Here is a 14,992-nt window from a genome sequence, read left to right on the forward strand (position 1 = left end):
ACAAAGCTGTTGAAAATTTCAGCCTGAAAGCTGAAAATCAGAACTCGCCCAGGCCTACGGCCTTGGGCTCAAACAGGCTGATTTTCTACTAGCTCTCAGACTGAACTTTTCTAGTCACAGCTTTGTTCAAGGCGCGTTTTTTTATAATATTGTATTATTGCGCCAATTGCTAATTGGCTACACGACTGAACGGATATNATGTATTTGAGCATATATTCAAACATAGCCAACTGTTTTTTTTTTAGGATCTCATCCTCTGGCATGCTTTGTAAATCAATCAGCTGATAATCTTCTGTCATGAGTTTTTTAGCGTGTTCAGGATGGCTAAACAATTGCCATAAATTTCTGGGTGCATTATATGTTTTAGCGCCATGATAGATTAAAAGAGGACAGATTAAGGGTAACCCATCTTTTTTTTGCTTATGTCGTTCGCATAATAAAAGTATGTACTTCCATAATNNNNAACCACGATACGGCTTTTGTTTATGTATTGATTGAGGCGCAAGCTACACCAGACCATTGGATAGCCTTGCGATTATGGAAGTACATACTTTTATTATGCGAACGACATAAGCAAAGCAAAGATGGTTTACCCTTAATTTGTCCTCTTTTAATCTATCATGGCGCTAAAACATATAATGCACCCAGAAATTTATGGCAATTGTTTAGCCATCCTGAACACGCTAAAAAACTCATGACAGAAGATTATCAGCTGATTGATTTACAAAGCATGCCAGAGGATGAGATCCTAAAGAAAAAACAGTTGGGTATGTTTGAATATATGCTCAAATACATTCATAAACGGGATTTATTAAAAGTATGGGCAGAACTTTTGTCAAAATGCCCATATGCCGTTTTAGTAGATAAAGAAAAAAATTATCTTTGTATAAAGACGTTGTTATGNTGCTTCAATCAATACATAAACAAATGCCGTATCGTGGTTTTTGGTTTGCACAGAAAATACAAGATCACTTAATTTTCTCCTTAGATCCTCTTCTACAAAAGATTCTTTTTCTATAGTAATTTTTGTTAAATCTACTATGGCCTTAAAATCAGCTGGTAAATAGTATTCTAAAAACTCTTGTGCAGCTACTGGGTTGGTTAAAATTTTCTTGATTAACGCATCATGTTTTAGGTTACTGGTCATAGCGGCTTAATATATTGAAGCATAATGGTGTAGGAATATATAAATTTGGTTGCTACTAAAAAATAAAAAGTAGTGGCTGTTGCTTTCCTAGGAACGGATACACCTTAATGCTCTACTGTAAAATCCTTGTAATCATCTTTTATTTTGTGTAAATTAGCAAATCTGTTTTAGGAAAAATAATCTTTGCTATCCTTAGCAGTAGTGACCTTTTTCCAAATAGTACATTTAGTACATTCAGCGCTATCAAAACAACATATGCGCATTTGATTGATATTTATGTAAGCATAATTAAGCAAAAATCGTACTGCGTTATGTTGTGAGAAGCCATTTATATTGCATAATATATGAAGCAACATAAAGGGAAAATAGTCGAAGAGGCCATTAAAAAAAGTGGTTATCAAGTTAAGGCGTTAGCAGAGCGATTGGGTATTGCTCGTAATACGCTTTATACCAGGATGAAGGAAATGGATTTAGACGATTCATTTATCTTAAAGATTGGTAAAATTATACATTATGATTTTTCTATAGATTTTCCAGCATTAGATACATCTCAATCTTCTTATGTTGAAGAGCCACAAGTCTTATATAAAAGTGCTGGATATAGAAATCCTGATTTTACCCAACTACAAGAATTAAATAGAAAATATTTGAAGCTTCTTGAAGACTATAATAAACTTTTGAAAATTTTAATTTTGCTGGCCAATAGCAACGAATTAATGGGTATTAAGAAGGAGATTATGGAATTTTTGGAAAACGAGGAAAAACAAGATGAAATATAGATATACTTTTATAGATATACTTTGATTATACATAAAATTCGTAAATAGCATATCCCGTACGTGATGCCATCACGGCTCCACTATATTAACTTCTGGTATTAGAGTGATATTAAACTGATTTTTTACTTTTTGTTTGATGTGATTGGCTAGATTTATAACATCTCTACCAGTAGCGCCTCCATAGTGGACCAATATGAGTGCATGTAAGTCATAAATACCTACATTTCCTTGACGGAAGCCCTTAAAGCCCGCTGTTTCTATAAGCCAAGCTGCTGAAATTTTTATAAATTTCTTATTACATGTAGTAAAAAAAACTAATTCAGGATATTGTGATTTGAGTAATTGGTACTGTTCGATAGGGATTAAGGGATTTTGAAAGAAACTGCCAGCGTTACCTAACATAATAGGATTCGGTAGTTTTTGTTGGCGGATAGCAATTATTGCATCACTTATAGATTTAAAGGAGAGTTGTTTTAGTTGCATTTTTTCTATTTTTTTTTGAATATCTATATATTCTAGACGGAATTTTGCGGTTTTATCTAAAGCTAGAACGATTCCAGTAATTATATATTGATTACGTAATTTTGTTTTAAAAATACTGGTTCTATAGCCAAATGCACATTCTGATGGTTTAAAAATTATTTTTTTGCCAGTAGCTAATGCAATCGTTTCAATAGAATGAATTACATCTTTAAGTTCTACGCCATAAGCACCTATATTTTGTACGGGTGCACCGCCAACCGTCCCTGAAATCAGCGATAGATTTTCTATCCCTCCATATCCTCTATTTACACAGAATAAGACCAACTTATGCCAATTTACACCTGCAGCTGCTTTAATCAATACTTTATGGGATGTTTCTTGTATTATTTCAATACCTGGTAGCTGTATATGAAGTATATAACCAGGGAAATCTCCAACAAACAGGGTATTGGTACCCTCTCCTAAGATGTAAAAATGTTTTTTGGTTGAATATACTGTCGCACAAAAATCTTCTATATCTTTTAGAGAAGTACATGGAATATAATGGGCTGCAAGAGCTGGCACGTTAAAGCTATTTATAGATTGTAGAGAATAATGCTTAAACAGAGGCATAAGGAATATTAGGATAATTTATATGCAATACCTACTAGATGTATAACTGCATCCATTTGTGCCTTACAACAGGTTTAGTTTATAATAATAAGATTCCTTGATCAGCAAAGCTAAAATATGTTTTGTCTGTGAATATAATGTGGTCGGTAATGATTATGTTAAGCAATTGGCCAGCCTCTGAAAGGCGTTTCGTTAATTGGATATCGGTAATGCTTGGAGAAGGATTTCCAGAAGGATGATTATGGGCTGCTATAATAGCAGCCGCCTGATGTTCCAGCGCTAACTTAAAGACAAGTTTGGGATCGACAACGGTTATACTTGTACCGCCACTACTGATTTTTATTTTCTTGATCAGATACTTTGATTTATTTAATAACAAGATCCAGAATTCTTCTATAAGTTTATCGGTTAGGTCTGGTTGTAACAGCGCATAGGCTTTACAAGAACTGTTCACGAGTTCTCTTTTATTTCCACTTTCATAAACCCGTCTACGCGTAAGTTCCATAGCACAAACAATGATAATGGCTTTTGCTTCTCCTATACCCCTAAATTGCTTAAACTCTTGTACAGAACGTTTGGCTAGTTCTTGTAAGCTATTACCGTTCGCCTTAAGGATATGCTGCGCCAATACTACAACACTTATATCACGTGTGCCAGAGCCTATCAAAACCGCCAAGAGCTCTGCATCGGTTAAGGAGGACACCCCTTTTTTTAGGAGCTTTTCTCTCGGTCGGTCTTCTTCTGCCCAATCTTGGATTTTAAGTGGGGCTGTTAAATCTATCTTATTTGGCATACCACTTAATCCAATTATTGAGTCTTTATTTTAGTCTACTCCTGGGGTTAATCCATTTACATATTTAGCAAGCTTAGCTTTGCTGTTAGCACTTTTATTTTTATGTACTATATTTTTCGCTGCGAGTTTATCTATCATAGAAAACACACTAGGCAATAATTCCGCTGCAGCCATTTTATCAGTAAGCTTTTTAACTTTTTTGATATATGTTCTACATGTTTTTAACTGATAGCGATTGCGCAAGTATTTTGTATGATTTGACCTTATGCGTTTTTCAGCTGATTTATGATTTGTCATATAAATAAATATAATAGATATTAGGTTTGTTTATAACTTTGACGCAAAATACTACTTTTTTTGATCAAGCAAAAAAAGTAGCTTTAAAAGAAGTAGTTTTTTTTAAAAAAAAGAAGTTGTTTTTGCGAAAAAGTTAATTAGTGGGGTTATCTGATAGTTTAAAGTTTAAACAGTTTAAATGTATTGCTCATAAAATGACACAACGTCTTTTATTATTTTTAAAAACATTTCCTTTGTTTTTAGTGGTTTTTACCCAATTGCCTTTTTCAGCTGAGGCTTGGGGTTTCTTTGCGCACAAACAGATTAATCGGTATGCTATTACTACACTACCACCCGATATGTTTAGATTTTATAAAAAACATTTAACCTTTTTAACCGAAAAGTCTGTAAATCCAGATAAACGTCGATATATGATAAAGCATGAAGCGGCGAAACACTTTATAGATCTTGAGATGTATCAAACTAGTTCATTGCATGAGAACAAAAATTTGTTTAAAAGAGTTGAAAAACAGGATATTCCTAAAGATATAATTGTTTCCCATGGTGAATTGCCTTGGGCTGTTCTAAACGTACAAAAAAAGTTAACGCAAGCTTTTATACATAGGGATATTCCCAAAATTCTGAAGCTTTCGGCAGATTTAGGTCATTATATAGCGGATGCACATGTGCCTTTGCATACTACTCAAAATTACGATGGACAAATGACAGGGCAAGAGGGGATTCATGCTTTATGGGAAACAAGATTGCCCACTTTGTTTATTGGTCTCTATAATTTTTTTGTAGGTCAGGCCAGTTATATTGAGGATCCCTTATTACACATTTGGGATATTGTGATACAGTCTCATACTATGGTTCCTAAAGTATTAGCTTTAGAAAAACAACTTTCAGCACAAAGTCCGGTTCTGTTAAAGTATAGTTTTGAACAAAGTGGCAAACTGTTGAAAAAACAATATTCTGTTGAGTTTTCTACTCTTTATCATCAGGCGTTACAAGGACAGGTCGAAGAACGTTTGCGACAGTCTATTATACAAGTAGGAAATTTTTGGTTAACTGCTTGGATGAATGCAGGTTCTCCCAGTTTAGATGATTTTGAAGATATTACAGTTATGCAAGATCAAAAAGAGCAGCCTATACAGGAAACCATAGCTGATATTAAGATATATAGTGACCAATGTACCCGCTTAGGTTAACCTGTTAGCAAGATTTTTATATCCGCTCACCTGCGTGGCAGCCATGTTTTGTATTCGTTCACCTGCTTTGATATGGACTTTACAATGCTGTAAGCGTTACCTCTAGTGCATGAATAAGGTCTTGTGCGTCTTCAATACCACAAGATATGCGTACAAAACCTTCGCTTATGCCAATGCCATTCAGTTGTGCTGGACTCATATTGCTATTGGACATTACAGCAGGACAAGAGACCAAACTTTCTACAGCTCCCAAATTAGCACCAAAACTCCATGGGCGGTACAGGGTCTTGAGGAATTTCTTTCTGATATGGGCTCCTCCTTTTAGAATCAAGTATAGCATTCCACCATGTAGCCCATTTTTATGCTGCCTTTCTGCTAATGCTGCTTGAGGGAAAGAGGCTAATCCTGGATAGCCTACTGCTTGCACCTTAGGATGCCCTTCTAAAAATGTGGCAATTTGTTGGGCATTTTTAGATTGCTCCCGTAGGCGTAAATGCATTGTTTTACTTGATTGTAATGTAAAAAAAGCTACCATAGGACTCATAGTGCTTCCATGTTTATTTCTGTAAGCAAAAATTTTGGCACCATCCTCAGCAGATGCGCATGCTACTACTCCACCAATGGTCATATTATGGCCATCGTAATATTTGGTTGTCGAATGAATAACTATGTCTACACCAAATGCTAGTGGACAAATGATCATGGGGGAAGCTAACGTGCTGTCACAAACGTGCTTAGCGCCTGCTTTTTGGGCTACGGCATTAACTGCTGTTAAGTCCGTGAGGTAGAGGGTTGGATTAGTCGGATATTCTGAAAAAAGCAATTTAGTATTTGGTCGTATGGCTGCTTCTACTTGCGCTATATTTCTAAAATCTACAAAAGAAAATTCCACCCCTAGCTGCCCAAAAAGATCATGCGCAACCTCTTGCGTAGTGCCATAGCAAGCGTGTGAGAGGACACAGTGGTCCCCCTGCCGTAAAAAACTTGCCATGGTGGTGACAATAGCAGCCATGCCTGAACTAAAACAATAGGCTATGCTAGCTTTTTCCAACGTGGCAATTTTTGCTTCTAGAACAGAAACAGTAGGGTTCGCTGATCCAGAATAGGAATGCCCTTTTGCTAGGTAGTGCTCGACCGATTCTTGCACAAATACAGTTGATTGAAAAATAGGCGTAAGTATAGCGCCTGTATGTGGTTCTGGGCTAACACCCGCATGTACTAGCTCAGTGGCCATTTGTAAATGGTCACTGAGCCATCGATGTCTGTCGGCTTTTATCATTTTGGGTAAGGCAATTGAAATATTGGTCGCAAATTAACCAAAAATCATTAGCTAAAAAAATTAGAAAAAGTCGTAAAGTCGTATGGAATATTTTACCTTTGTTAGTTAGTTTTGTTCTTCTATCAACTTTCCACTATATAATGAAAATTTATACTGCTTACTTTACCTCTAGTAACGCAGACTATAAACAGTGCCCCCATGACGGTAGAGCAGAAGTTGCCTTTATTGGCCGTTCCAATGTAGGCAAATCATCTCTGATTAATGCACTTTTACAGCGGAAAAAATTGGCTAAAACGTCTAAAACACCTGGAAAAACAGCACGTATCAACCACTTTTTGGTCAATAATCACCTCTATTTTGTAGATCTTCCAGGATATGGATGGGCACAAGTAGGCCATGCCATAAAAACCAAGTGGGAAAAAATGTTACGTGATTATCTATTATATAGAACACAAATGCTCTCCGTTTTTTTATTGATAGATAGTAAAATTGCCCCTCAAGATATCGATCTTGCCTTTATGCGTTGGCTGGGAGCCTGTCATATTCCTTTTGCTATTGTGTTTACAAAAGCAGACAGAAAAAATAAAATAGTAGCTCAAAAAAACTATAGGATGCTAATGGCTTTTTTGGAAAAAGATTGGACAACTATGCCGCCTATATTTCTGGTTTCTGCCCATGACAAATTGGGTATGGAAGCCGTGCTAGCCTATATTCAAAATATTACTGCTAAACAACCCAAATGATTTGCAGTACACTGATCTACTACCTCCCGCTTGTTTCAACTTGTTGCATTCTCTTTTTCCGACTATGTCATACTATTTTGGGTACCTGTATCTTTTTTGATAAGAAAAATTTTTTTTATATTCCGTATACTCTATCAATCAGATCAAAAAATTATCGGTAATTACAAAAAATTACTCTTTTGCAACTTCACGACCACCATGCATTATCTTTTATGGGTTACCCTACCTAATGCCTATATTAGGAAGCCCCATAAAAGTATGCTTTTGCATTATCCAATATCTTAGAAACTTGGTCATGATTCGGTGTAGCTTCAGTTGCACCTTTAATAAAGGTACCACCTATCGCACCCACATGATGTGCATCGGTATTTGAAAAACGCTTTGGGAAATGCGTCCGTGTTCGTACTTAATTAGAATTAGAAGAAATAGTACAATAATGCAAGATCATAAAAAACGCGCCTTGAACAAAAACCCGTATTTTGCTGATACGGCCTAATTGTACTACTCTGAATAGAATTGCTTGTCTTTACTTTTAATATTTTCTATGTCCTTATCTGCATTGGCAAGAGTAGCTTTGACTTTTCCTGAATTTATTTGATTGTAAATATTATCTTTTATGCGGTCTATTTCTAAATACTTATCGCGCACATGCTGCATTTGTTCCACGTATGTTACCCTTGCCCCTGTCTCTGTCTCCCTGTCTGCTTCTGTTAAGTCTTTTGTTACTTTTATGCCTTTTTGTATCTCTTGGTCCCATTCATTAATCGCTTTCTCTAGTTCCTTTACCTCATCTGTGTTAAGGACTTTCTTGATTTCAGGCAATGTTTTTTGCCGTAATATTGTTGTGATTTTACGGCTTCCTTCTAACAATTGTAGGACCTTTGTTTTTTCTTGCTCCGATTTTGACTGAGATTTAGGGGGGCACCCACCTGCACTTAAGGTTAAGCCTAAAATGGTTAAAAATGACAATAGCCCTCCTCTTCCACAAATATTTTTATTCTTGTATGTTAACATAGTAATTGCTGTTTAAAATTGTAAAATACAATCATTGGCCTCTTCTTGTAAGTTAAAATTAAATACTGCCTGTCTAGGCATGTAATTTTAATATGGCTTAATTTAAATATATATTACATTATATGCAAATGATATATGCCTTTATATTCGACTTATAATCAGTAAATTTTTCATGATATCTGTTCACCAGCGCTTGCTATTTTTAGTTTCTCGTATCTTTCTAATATGTTTTTATTATATCCTTACGATATCTAATCAGGATCAATAAGAGCCATATTTAGTATAGCAGAAATTATTTTTAAATTGATTTATATAAAAGCATTTTACAATTCGAAATCTTTAAAAAATTGTTTGGTTCCTTTTTTAGATAGTTCATTTCCCTTCTGTTTACCATGTGATTTAACAATCGTTATAGATTTTGATCCAGCACTATGCATCGTAGTATGTGAACCTTTTTGGGTTACTGTTCCTTCCCCCACTTCTGGATTAAGCTTACTAAAAATATTTATAAGCTTGATCAATTCTGGAAATGTAATTTTTGCTTTTTCATGGAGCGTTTCGAATTTTTCTATATGACGTCGCTCCTGCTGTTTTGTACGTTCTGTTTCCTCTTTTTGTTGCTTTTTTCTTATTGATTTTTGTATTTTTTTCAATGATTTACTACTACTTTGTGTTTCTTCCGATTGCAGCGGTGTTTCTTGCATTTGCCTACTTACAGAAGTTTCTTCTACTGCTGCAGCCAGTTCATTTACGTTATCTTCTTTATTTTTATTTGATTCTGATAAATGAAAATAAGCATCCAGAAATTCATAAGTTTTATTCCCTGGATGAATTTCCTGATGTATTATCTCACCAATAACGTCAAAAACGTCATCTATTTTATTCGGTAGTGGAATAAACGTGGAATACGTATTTTCTACTAAGTCTGGTCTTTTTTGATAATTATAACCAAAGAATAATTGTAACAAATCTTCTAAAAATTCTTTCTTAGATGGAATGCGGTGCTGATATCTTGAACTCGAATTCATTCCATCATACAATGCTAAAACGATATTGTCATCAGGGCAACGTATGAAATTTATTAGAATACCTGCTCTCCTTTCTATTTCCCCTTTTGAGGAAAAAATAAAATGCGACATAGGACCCCTATCATTAGACGTCCATAGTGTTGGGAGGCAAACTGTTTTTAATAAACTTTTGATTAAGGGCATAACAACATAATGCTGTGCTTCTTTCCGCCAAAGTAATGTATATTGTGAACCATTGTTTCGTATATGCATGATTAGATTAGAGAATCCATTCAATATCTCTTCGCCTGTTGCATTTTTCATTGCCTTTACTTCATTCCATTCTTGACATTGTGTAGTATTTTGGCAATGATTTTGTATGGTTTTCATGAGTTTGGTAAAACTTTCGAACGCACACTTCTCCCATGTTACTACTGATAAGGCTTGGCCCTCTTTAAGGACACCAGGATATTGGTGCGCTATATTTGCAAAAATAGTATCAATACAATCTTGAAATTTTTTAAAGGCCATGCAATAAGGAGATAAAAATTGTCCTTTTAGATGGGGGTCAAAAAACAAAGATTCTGTCCCTCCTACGCTACGGCTACAAAAAGTAGCATAATGTCGAGAAAACGTATCATACATCACCCCCACCCAAGTGATCAGCTCAGGTAGAAATCGTTGATAAAAATCTATTTTCTTAGCAGGAAGCGGGTTACGAGAAAATTCTTCAAAAACAGCTAATAGGTCTATAAGAACTGATGGCGTTTCTTTTCCTAATGTGTGTTTCGGTTCTGCTATCTTAAAATTTTGTGCTATTGTTTCGTTCCCTTTATCTATATTTAGTTCTCGTTCTAAATTTTTCATATGATTCTGGTGCATGGAACAGTTACCTAAGGTTAACGTAATACTAAACCATAAATACCGTAAGCAATTATTTCTTTTCATATCATAAATTTTATATCATGTAGCCGATATTCCGAACAAAATTTAACACTGATTTCGGAGGGTATCTTAGGCCTTGAAATGTTTTAATGGGCCTGTATGCACAAGTTTGATGCTTGATCATGGACCCCTTATTGTAAAATTAAAACATACTCTAAAAAGTATCCGTTCAGTGGTGTGGCCGGCCTATTCGTATTTTTTCACGTTCGTATTTAGAAATGCGCAATAATGTAAGTTTATAAAAAGTGCGCCTTGAACAAAGCTGTGACTAGAAAAGTTCAGTTTGAAAGGTAGTAGAAAATCAGCCTGTTTGAGCCCAAGGCTGCAGGCCTGGGCGAGTTCTGATTTTCAGCTTTCAGACTGAATTTTTCAACAGCTTTGTTCACCAGCGCTTGATTTTTTTTGGCTACTTTTTTTGATCAAGCAAAAAAAGTAGCTTTAATTATTAAATATTAGCAATTTGCTATAATCTATTAAAATACGGCTGCCACGCAAGTGAACGGATACTCTAAAAAAATATTAACAAATATAGGCATAAATATTATCTAAAGCTATTTTGATGAAAGAAATCTATTATTGAATACTAGCAATTTTATATAGTCTATCTATACTATCTATACTATCTATACTATTTATGTTAATCAGTGAAGAAACCATCCAATCCCTCCAAAGCATGGTGCGTGTTGAGGAAGTGATTGCTGATTTTTTACCTCTTAAAAAAAAGGGACAAAATTTTTGGGCTTGTTGTCCCTTTCATCAGGAACATACGCCTTCTTTTGCTGTTTCTCCTATCAAAGGATTTTATAAATGTTTTGGCTGTGACGCAGCAGGAGATGCCATCACGTTTGTACAAGAGATAGAAAATTGCTCTTTTGTAGAGGCTATTACCTATTTAGCTCAAAAATATGGGATAGCGATTGTCCCAGCAGAGCTGGATAAAGCAACTAATAGACAAGTAGTCGATACAAATGCAAAGCTTTATGCACTTTTAAACCTAGCCACCGCTTATTTTAGCAATCTACTGTGGAACCATCCAGAAGCTGCTCAAGTAGCTTTGCCCTATCTTAATCAACGAGAAATTTCACCAGTAATAGCAAAAAAATTTTCCTTAGGCTATAGTTTAAACAGCTGGGATGGATTCTATCCATTTGCAATAGGACAAGGGATAAGTGTGGAGGAATTGGTTGCAGCAGGGTTGGTTATACAAAATGGTGCAAAAATATATGATCGTTTTCGGGGCCGCCTGATGTTTCCTATTCACAATAGTAGGGGACAAGTCGTGGCTTTTGCTGCTCGACACATGACTACTGTTGCAGGAGATAGCCCCAAGTATATTAATTCACCTGAAACCAGTATTTACCATAAGGGAGAATTGTTATATGGATTTTCTTTTGCGAAGCAACGTATTAAACAAGAAAATAACTGTTATCTGGTAGAGGGGTATACCGATGTGCTCGCCTTTCATCATATGGTAGGGTGGGAGCAGGTAGTAGCTTCTGCTGGGACTTCCCTTACGGAAGCGCAGATGGGTTACTTGTTCCGTNACGCTGCTGATTGAGAGGAGACCAATTTTTTCCGCCATCCCCTTCCCCTTCACTCCTCTTCCTCCTCTCGCCTCTCCTGTCTCCTCCCCAATTTGGTTATTCGCTTCGCCACCTCCGATTTAATAAATCCACTCTTGAATTATTGCTAAAAAGTTGGAGCCTCCAATAAAAAACCTGTATTTAGCGTCCATCTGACTTTTTTTTTTAATTTAAAGGATGACAAATAAAGAATGTTGTTGCCTTTCCTTCTTCCTTCTTCCTTTTTGATGCCTCTACAAATATTCCATTTTAGGCTTTTCCCCCATTTTTCCCATCCGTTTCAATTCCTTACCTTCTCCTCCTCTTTTTCCTCCTCTATCCAAATCCTTTAAAAATTTTCCTTAGGCTATAGTTTAAACAGCTGGGATGGATTCTATCCATTTGCAATAGGACAAGGGATAAGTGTGGAGGAATTGGTTGCAGCAGGGTTGGTTATACAAAATGGTGCAAAAATATATGATCGTTTTCGGGGCCGCCTGATGTTTCCTATTCACAATAGTAGGGGACAAGTCGTGGCTTTTGCTGCTCGACACATGACTACTGTTGCAGGAGATAGCCCCAAGTATATTAATTCACCTGAAACCAGTATTTACCATAAGGGAGAATTGTTATATGGATTTTCTTTTGCGAAGCAACGTATTAAACAAGAAAATAACTGTTATCTGGTAGAGGGGTATACCGATGTGCTCGCCTTTCATCATATGGTAGGGTGGGAGCAGGTAGTAGCTTCTGCTGGGACTTCCCTTACGGAAGCGCAGATGGGTTACTTGTTCCGTTTTACCACTAAAATTACACTTGTATTTGATGGAGATCAGGCTGGCATTCGAGCTGCTTTGCGCGGTATAGATAAATTATTAGCCAAGGGATTTGAGGTTAAGATTATATTGTTGCCTCCAGGAGAAGATCCAGATAGTTATCTGCGTAAAATAGGTGCAGCTGCTTTTATCCATTATCTTAACCATGCGATTCAAGATTTTATTACTTTTAAGGCTGGCTTCCTACTAAATCATACTAGTGAGCAGCATCCGGTTGAGCAGGCACAATGTATAAGAGATATTGTCCGAAGTATTGTAGCTATTCCAGATGAAATAACACGGAGCCTATTTCTTAAAAAATGCAGTAAGCTTTTTTCCATAGAAGAAGCACTGCTGCTCTCTACCTATCATGAATTGTGCAATCAGGCTACATCCACTCCTTTATTGCAGCAAAAAAGATCATTTATCAAACGCCATGGTACAGGTAACCATAGCCCCTACGTAGACCACAGAAAACTGCATTTCATCAATAAACTTACTACAAGTATTGAAGCCTATGAGCAAGAAATTATGCGTATTGTGCTGACGTATGGTTGTGTTAAATTATCGGAAGAGCAGTATTTGTATGAATATATGTTCTTGGAATTGGGTGATATAGCCTTTAGATCTGCAAATTGTATAATGCTTTTTGATTATTTTAAAAAAGTTCTCCAGCTTGGTGGTACAGTTGATATCCAATGTTGTTTAGATGGTATGGATGAAGCAATAAAAAAAATAGCGATTGATCTAATGGCTTCTCCACATGAAATTAGCGAAGCTTGGGTTAAAAAATATGGCATTTATACGGTAGGGGAGATAGATAATGTATATCAGATGAGCTTAGAAGTAATTCTTAGGCTAAAAATTCGCCTGGTACAGGAACTTATTGAGCAAAATAGGGAAGAGCTTACCAAAGAATTGACGTTAGAAGCAGAAGAACACTTATTACAGGTACACCAGTCACTCAAAGCCTCTGAGTGTAGTATAGCCAAAAGACTGGGTACCGTGGTAGCGCAATGAGAAAGAAAAAATGTGGACTTGAAGGGATTCGAACCCCTAACCGCTGCATCCGTAGTGCAGTGCTCTATCCAGTTAAGCTACAAGTCCATTTTTGCTTTACTATTTTAGCCTTTATCAAAGGTAATTAAAAAATAGATCAAAATAATATTTTGACATATCCCAGAAAAAAAGTAACTTTATGTGAAAACTATTGTATCCTAAATAGGTATAATATTTTATGCATTTTTCTATACAAGACGATCGGGTCGTTTGATACATACGTAACATGCATGAATGGATTATTAATATCCTAATATGTATATTTATATACTTAATTCTTAATATCAATAATTAATTGATTCATATGAAAAAAACGCTGCCTCTCTTATTATTATCTTTTGTTGGGTCCCCTGTTGCTCATGCAGTGGTTAGCTCTACAAATGGCTCTACAAATAGTTCTACAAATAGTTCTACAAACACGCTTTCCCCTCCGAATGTCCATACGCAGGAAGCCCTTATCCAGAAGGACGCAGCTAAAGGAGATGATAGCTATACGCCACTTATTACAAACTATTATAGCTGCATGATAGATTTTCCACTGGATTTTTTGGTAAACTTGGATAATGGCAAGCCACCGCTTCCTGTGGAAAAATTTTCGCTAGCTTGTTTGGCGCATTCACCAAACATAGCGTTCACATATGGTATGCGTATCCATACCTCTCGTTTTGCCATTTGTCCAGGCATTGGTTGTAGCAGTTTGAAATATTCTTTTAAGGGGCATAAATCTGGTGAGGAAATGATATTTCCAGCACTTAAAAGGGTCAAGAAGGATGATACAGAGTGTTCAGACATAGACCCTGCTGCCGATTTGCATGTAGCAGATACAGAGGCAAAAGCAAAAGTATCGTCCTCTACTTTTAGTGTTTCTTACTTTGATATCTTACTTAGATTGCGGTTTAATAGTGTTTTAGATGAACCTAAGGATGGATTTTATGTTTGGCTAGGTGGCAAATTGGGTATTCGTATAGATGCCTCTTCCAGTATAACGTTTTCGAAATATGATGAATCATCTGTTTTAAGTTCTACTGAATATTATAATCTTAGGAGATATGTTTGGGGTGTACAACTTGGTATGGGGTATCACCGTTTTGGTTTGACGGCTGGATATAGTTTTAATTCTCTTTTTGAAGATGGACAGGGTCCCAGCGGTACGAATCGGATCAGGCCTTTATCTATAGGTGTCCAACTAGATCTGTTTTAGATCATTTGTAATGGGGTATATTTTTTCTTTATTTTTCGTATATTCGCTTCACTGTGCTGAAGAAAT

General features: G+C 36.0%; 15 protein-coding genes, 1 tRNA gene and 1 pseudogene. 8 read left to right on the forward strand and 9 right to left on the reverse strand.

What is annotated here, in order from left to right; translation table 11 throughout:
* Nucleotides 1-110: 110 nt before the first annotated feature.
* Nucleotides 111-491, reverse strand: a complete 381-nt coding sequence (locus EDM02_RS02445; RefSeq protein ID WP_123662791.1) for an Rpn family recombination-promoting nuclease/putative transposase — start codon at nucleotides 489-491, stop codon at nucleotides 111-113.
* Between EDM02_RS02445 and EDM02_RS02450 the strand changes: the two genes are divergently transcribed.
* A complete protein-coding gene (locus EDM02_RS02450; RefSeq protein WP_260215036.1) occupies nucleotides 458-976 on the forward strand; it encodes an Rpn family recombination-promoting nuclease/putative transposase in 519 nt (172 codons plus the stop codon). The genes EDM02_RS02445 and EDM02_RS02450 overlap by 34 nt on opposite strands.
* Here EDM02_RS02450 and EDM02_RS02455 read toward each other — a convergent pair.
* Nucleotides 899-1,147 carry an Rpn family recombination-promoting nuclease/putative transposase gene (locus EDM02_RS02455; RefSeq protein WP_221179597.1) on the reverse strand — a complete coding sequence of 83 codons (249 nt, stop codon included), beginning with the start codon at nucleotides 1,145-1,147 and terminating at the stop codon, nucleotides 899-901. The two genes, EDM02_RS02450 and EDM02_RS02455, sit on opposite strands and share 78 nt — an antisense overlap.
* A gap of 344 nt (nucleotides 1,148-1,491) precedes the next feature.
* Here EDM02_RS02455 and EDM02_RS02460 point away from each other — a divergent pair, with 344 nt between their 5' ends.
* Complete coding sequence (locus EDM02_RS02460; RefSeq protein ID WP_123662795.1) at nucleotides 1,492-1,926, forward strand: helix-turn-helix domain-containing protein; 435 nt, start codon at nucleotides 1,492-1,494, stop codon at nucleotides 1,924-1,926.
* Nucleotides 1,927-1,995: 69 nt separating this feature from the next.
* On the opposite strand, the gene murB is transcribed toward EDM02_RS02460, so the two are convergent.
* The 3 genes from murB to rpsT form a co-directional block, all read right to left on the reverse strand.
* Complete coding sequence (gene murB / locus EDM02_RS02465) at nucleotides 1,996-3,021, reverse strand: UDP-N-acetylmuramate dehydrogenase (RefSeq protein WP_123662796.1); 1,026 nt, start codon at nucleotides 3,019-3,021, stop codon at nucleotides 1,996-1,998.
* 79 nt (nucleotides 3,022-3,100) lie between these two features.
* Nucleotides 3,101-3,814: a RadC family protein gene (gene radC, locus EDM02_RS02470; RefSeq protein WP_123662798.1), complete on the reverse strand. Its 714-nt coding sequence runs from the start codon at nucleotides 3,812-3,814 to the stop codon at nucleotides 3,101-3,103.
* A gap of 30 nt (nucleotides 3,815-3,844) precedes the next feature.
* Nucleotides 3,845-4,111, reverse strand: a complete 267-nt coding sequence (rpsT, locus tag EDM02_RS02475; RefSeq protein ID WP_123662800.1) for a 30S ribosomal protein S20 — start codon at nucleotides 4,109-4,111, stop codon at nucleotides 3,845-3,847.
* Between the two features lie 194 nt (nucleotides 4,112-4,305).
* On the opposite strand from rpsT, the gene EDM02_RS02480 reads away from it, so the two are divergent.
* On the forward strand, nucleotides 4,306-5,301 hold the full coding sequence (locus tag EDM02_RS02480) for a zinc dependent phospholipase C family protein (RefSeq protein WP_123662803.1): 996 nt from the start codon (nucleotides 4,306-4,308) through the stop codon (nucleotides 5,299-5,301).
* Nucleotides 5,302-5,380: 79 nt separating this feature from the next.
* Here the strand turns inward: EDM02_RS02480 and EDM02_RS02485 are convergent, their stop codons facing one another.
* The gene (locus tag EDM02_RS02485) at nucleotides 5,381-6,580 is read right to left on the reverse strand and encodes a trans-sulfuration enzyme family protein (protein ID WP_123662805.1); all 1,200 of its coding nucleotides are present in this window, start codon (nucleotides 6,578-6,580) and stop codon (nucleotides 5,381-5,383) included.
* Between the two features lie 140 nt (nucleotides 6,581-6,720).
* Between EDM02_RS02485 and yihA the strand changes: the two genes are divergently transcribed.
* Nucleotides 6,721-7,323 carry a ribosome biogenesis GTP-binding protein YihA/YsxC gene (gene yihA / locus EDM02_RS02490; protein WP_123662807.1) on the forward strand — a complete coding sequence of 201 codons (603 nt, stop codon included), beginning with the start codon at nucleotides 6,721-6,723 and terminating at the stop codon, nucleotides 7,321-7,323.
* Nucleotides 7,324-7,824: 501 nt separating this feature from the next.
* On the opposite strand, the gene EDM02_RS02495 is transcribed toward yihA, so the two are convergent.
* A complete protein-coding gene (locus EDM02_RS02495; RefSeq protein WP_123662808.1) occupies nucleotides 7,825-8,337 on the reverse strand; it encodes a hypothetical protein in 513 nt (170 codons plus the stop codon).
* 323 nt (nucleotides 8,338-8,660) lie between these two features.
* Nucleotides 8,661-10,292, reverse strand: coding sequence for a hypothetical protein (locus tag EDM02_RS02500; protein ID WP_123662810.1), 1,632 nt, complete (start codon nucleotides 10,290-10,292; stop codon nucleotides 8,661-8,663).
* A 631-nt stretch (nucleotides 10,293-10,923) separates the two neighbouring features.
* Here EDM02_RS02500 and dnaG point away from each other — a divergent pair.
* From dnaG to EDM02_RS02510, 3 genes and pseudogenes are all read left to right on the forward strand, one after another.
* Complete coding sequence (gene dnaG / locus EDM02_RS02505) at nucleotides 10,924-11,847, forward strand: DNA primase (RefSeq protein ID WP_123662812.1); 924 nt, start codon at nucleotides 10,924-10,926, stop codon at nucleotides 11,845-11,847.
* A 369-nt stretch (nucleotides 11,848-12,216) separates the two neighbouring features.
* Nucleotides 12,217-12,489, forward strand: a pseudogene (locus EDM02_RS05990) (DNA primase); the annotation flags it as partial.
* Nucleotides 12,478-13,686, forward strand: coding sequence for a toprim domain-containing protein (locus EDM02_RS02510; protein WP_260215037.1), 1,209 nt, complete (start codon nucleotides 12,478-12,480; stop codon nucleotides 13,684-13,686). The pseudogene EDM02_RS05990 and the gene EDM02_RS02510, both read left to right, overlap by 12 nt.
* Nucleotides 13,687-13,699: 13 nt before the next feature.
* On the opposite strand, the gene EDM02_RS02515 is transcribed toward EDM02_RS02510, so the two are convergent.
* Nucleotides 13,700-13,773, reverse strand: a tRNA-Arg gene (locus EDM02_RS02515).
* A gap of 256 nt (nucleotides 13,774-14,029) precedes the next feature.
* On the opposite strand from EDM02_RS02515, the gene EDM02_RS02520 reads away from it, so the two are divergent.
* Nucleotides 14,030-14,926 carry an outer membrane beta-barrel protein gene (locus EDM02_RS02520; protein ID WP_123662815.1) on the forward strand — a complete coding sequence of 299 codons (897 nt, stop codon included), beginning with the start codon at nucleotides 14,030-14,032 and terminating at the stop codon, nucleotides 14,924-14,926.
* Nucleotides 14,927-14,992: the final 66 nt, after the last annotated feature.

Source organism: Candidatus Cardinium hertigii, from assembly GCF_003788695.1.

What these genes read in the sequence shown, in the direction of transcription:
- EDM02_RS02500 (WP_123662810.1), bottom strand. Translation starts at nt 10,292, where the DNA reads ATGAAAAGAAATAATTGCTTACGGTATTTATGGTTTAGTATTACGTTA.
- yihA (WP_123662807.1), top strand. Translation starts at nt 6,721, where the DNA reads ATGAAAATTTATACTGCTTACTTTACCTCTAGTAACGCAGACTATAAA.
- EDM02_RS02460 (WP_123662795.1), top strand. Translation starts at nt 1,492, where the DNA reads ATGAAGCAACATAAAGGGAAAATAGTCGAAGAGGCCATTAAAAAAAGT.
- radC (WP_123662798.1), bottom strand. Translation starts at nt 3,814, where the DNA reads ATGCCAAATAAGATAGATTTAACAGCCCCACTTAAAATCCAAGATTGG.
- EDM02_RS02520 (WP_123662815.1), top strand. Translation starts at nt 14,030, where the DNA reads ATGAAAAAAACGCTGCCTCTCTTATTATTATCTTTTGTTGGGTCCCCT.
- EDM02_RS02495 (WP_123662808.1), bottom strand. Translation starts at nt 8,337, where the DNA reads ATGTTAACATACAAGAATAAAAATATTTGTGGAAGAGGAGGGCTATTG.
- EDM02_RS02485 (WP_123662805.1), bottom strand. Translation starts at nt 6,580, where the DNA reads ATGATAAAAGCCGACAGACATCGATGGCTCAGTGACCATTTACAAATG.
- EDM02_RS02480 (WP_123662803.1), top strand. Translation starts at nt 4,306, where the DNA reads ATGACACAACGTCTTTTATTATTTTTAAAAACATTTCCTTTGTTTTTA.
- rpsT (WP_123662800.1), bottom strand. Translation starts at nt 4,111, where the DNA reads ATGACAAATCATAAATCAGCTGAAAAACGCATAAGGTCAAATCATACA.
- murB (WP_123662796.1), bottom strand. Translation starts at nt 3,021, where the DNA reads ATGCCTCTGTTTAAGCATTATTCTCTACAATCTATAAATAGCTTTAAC.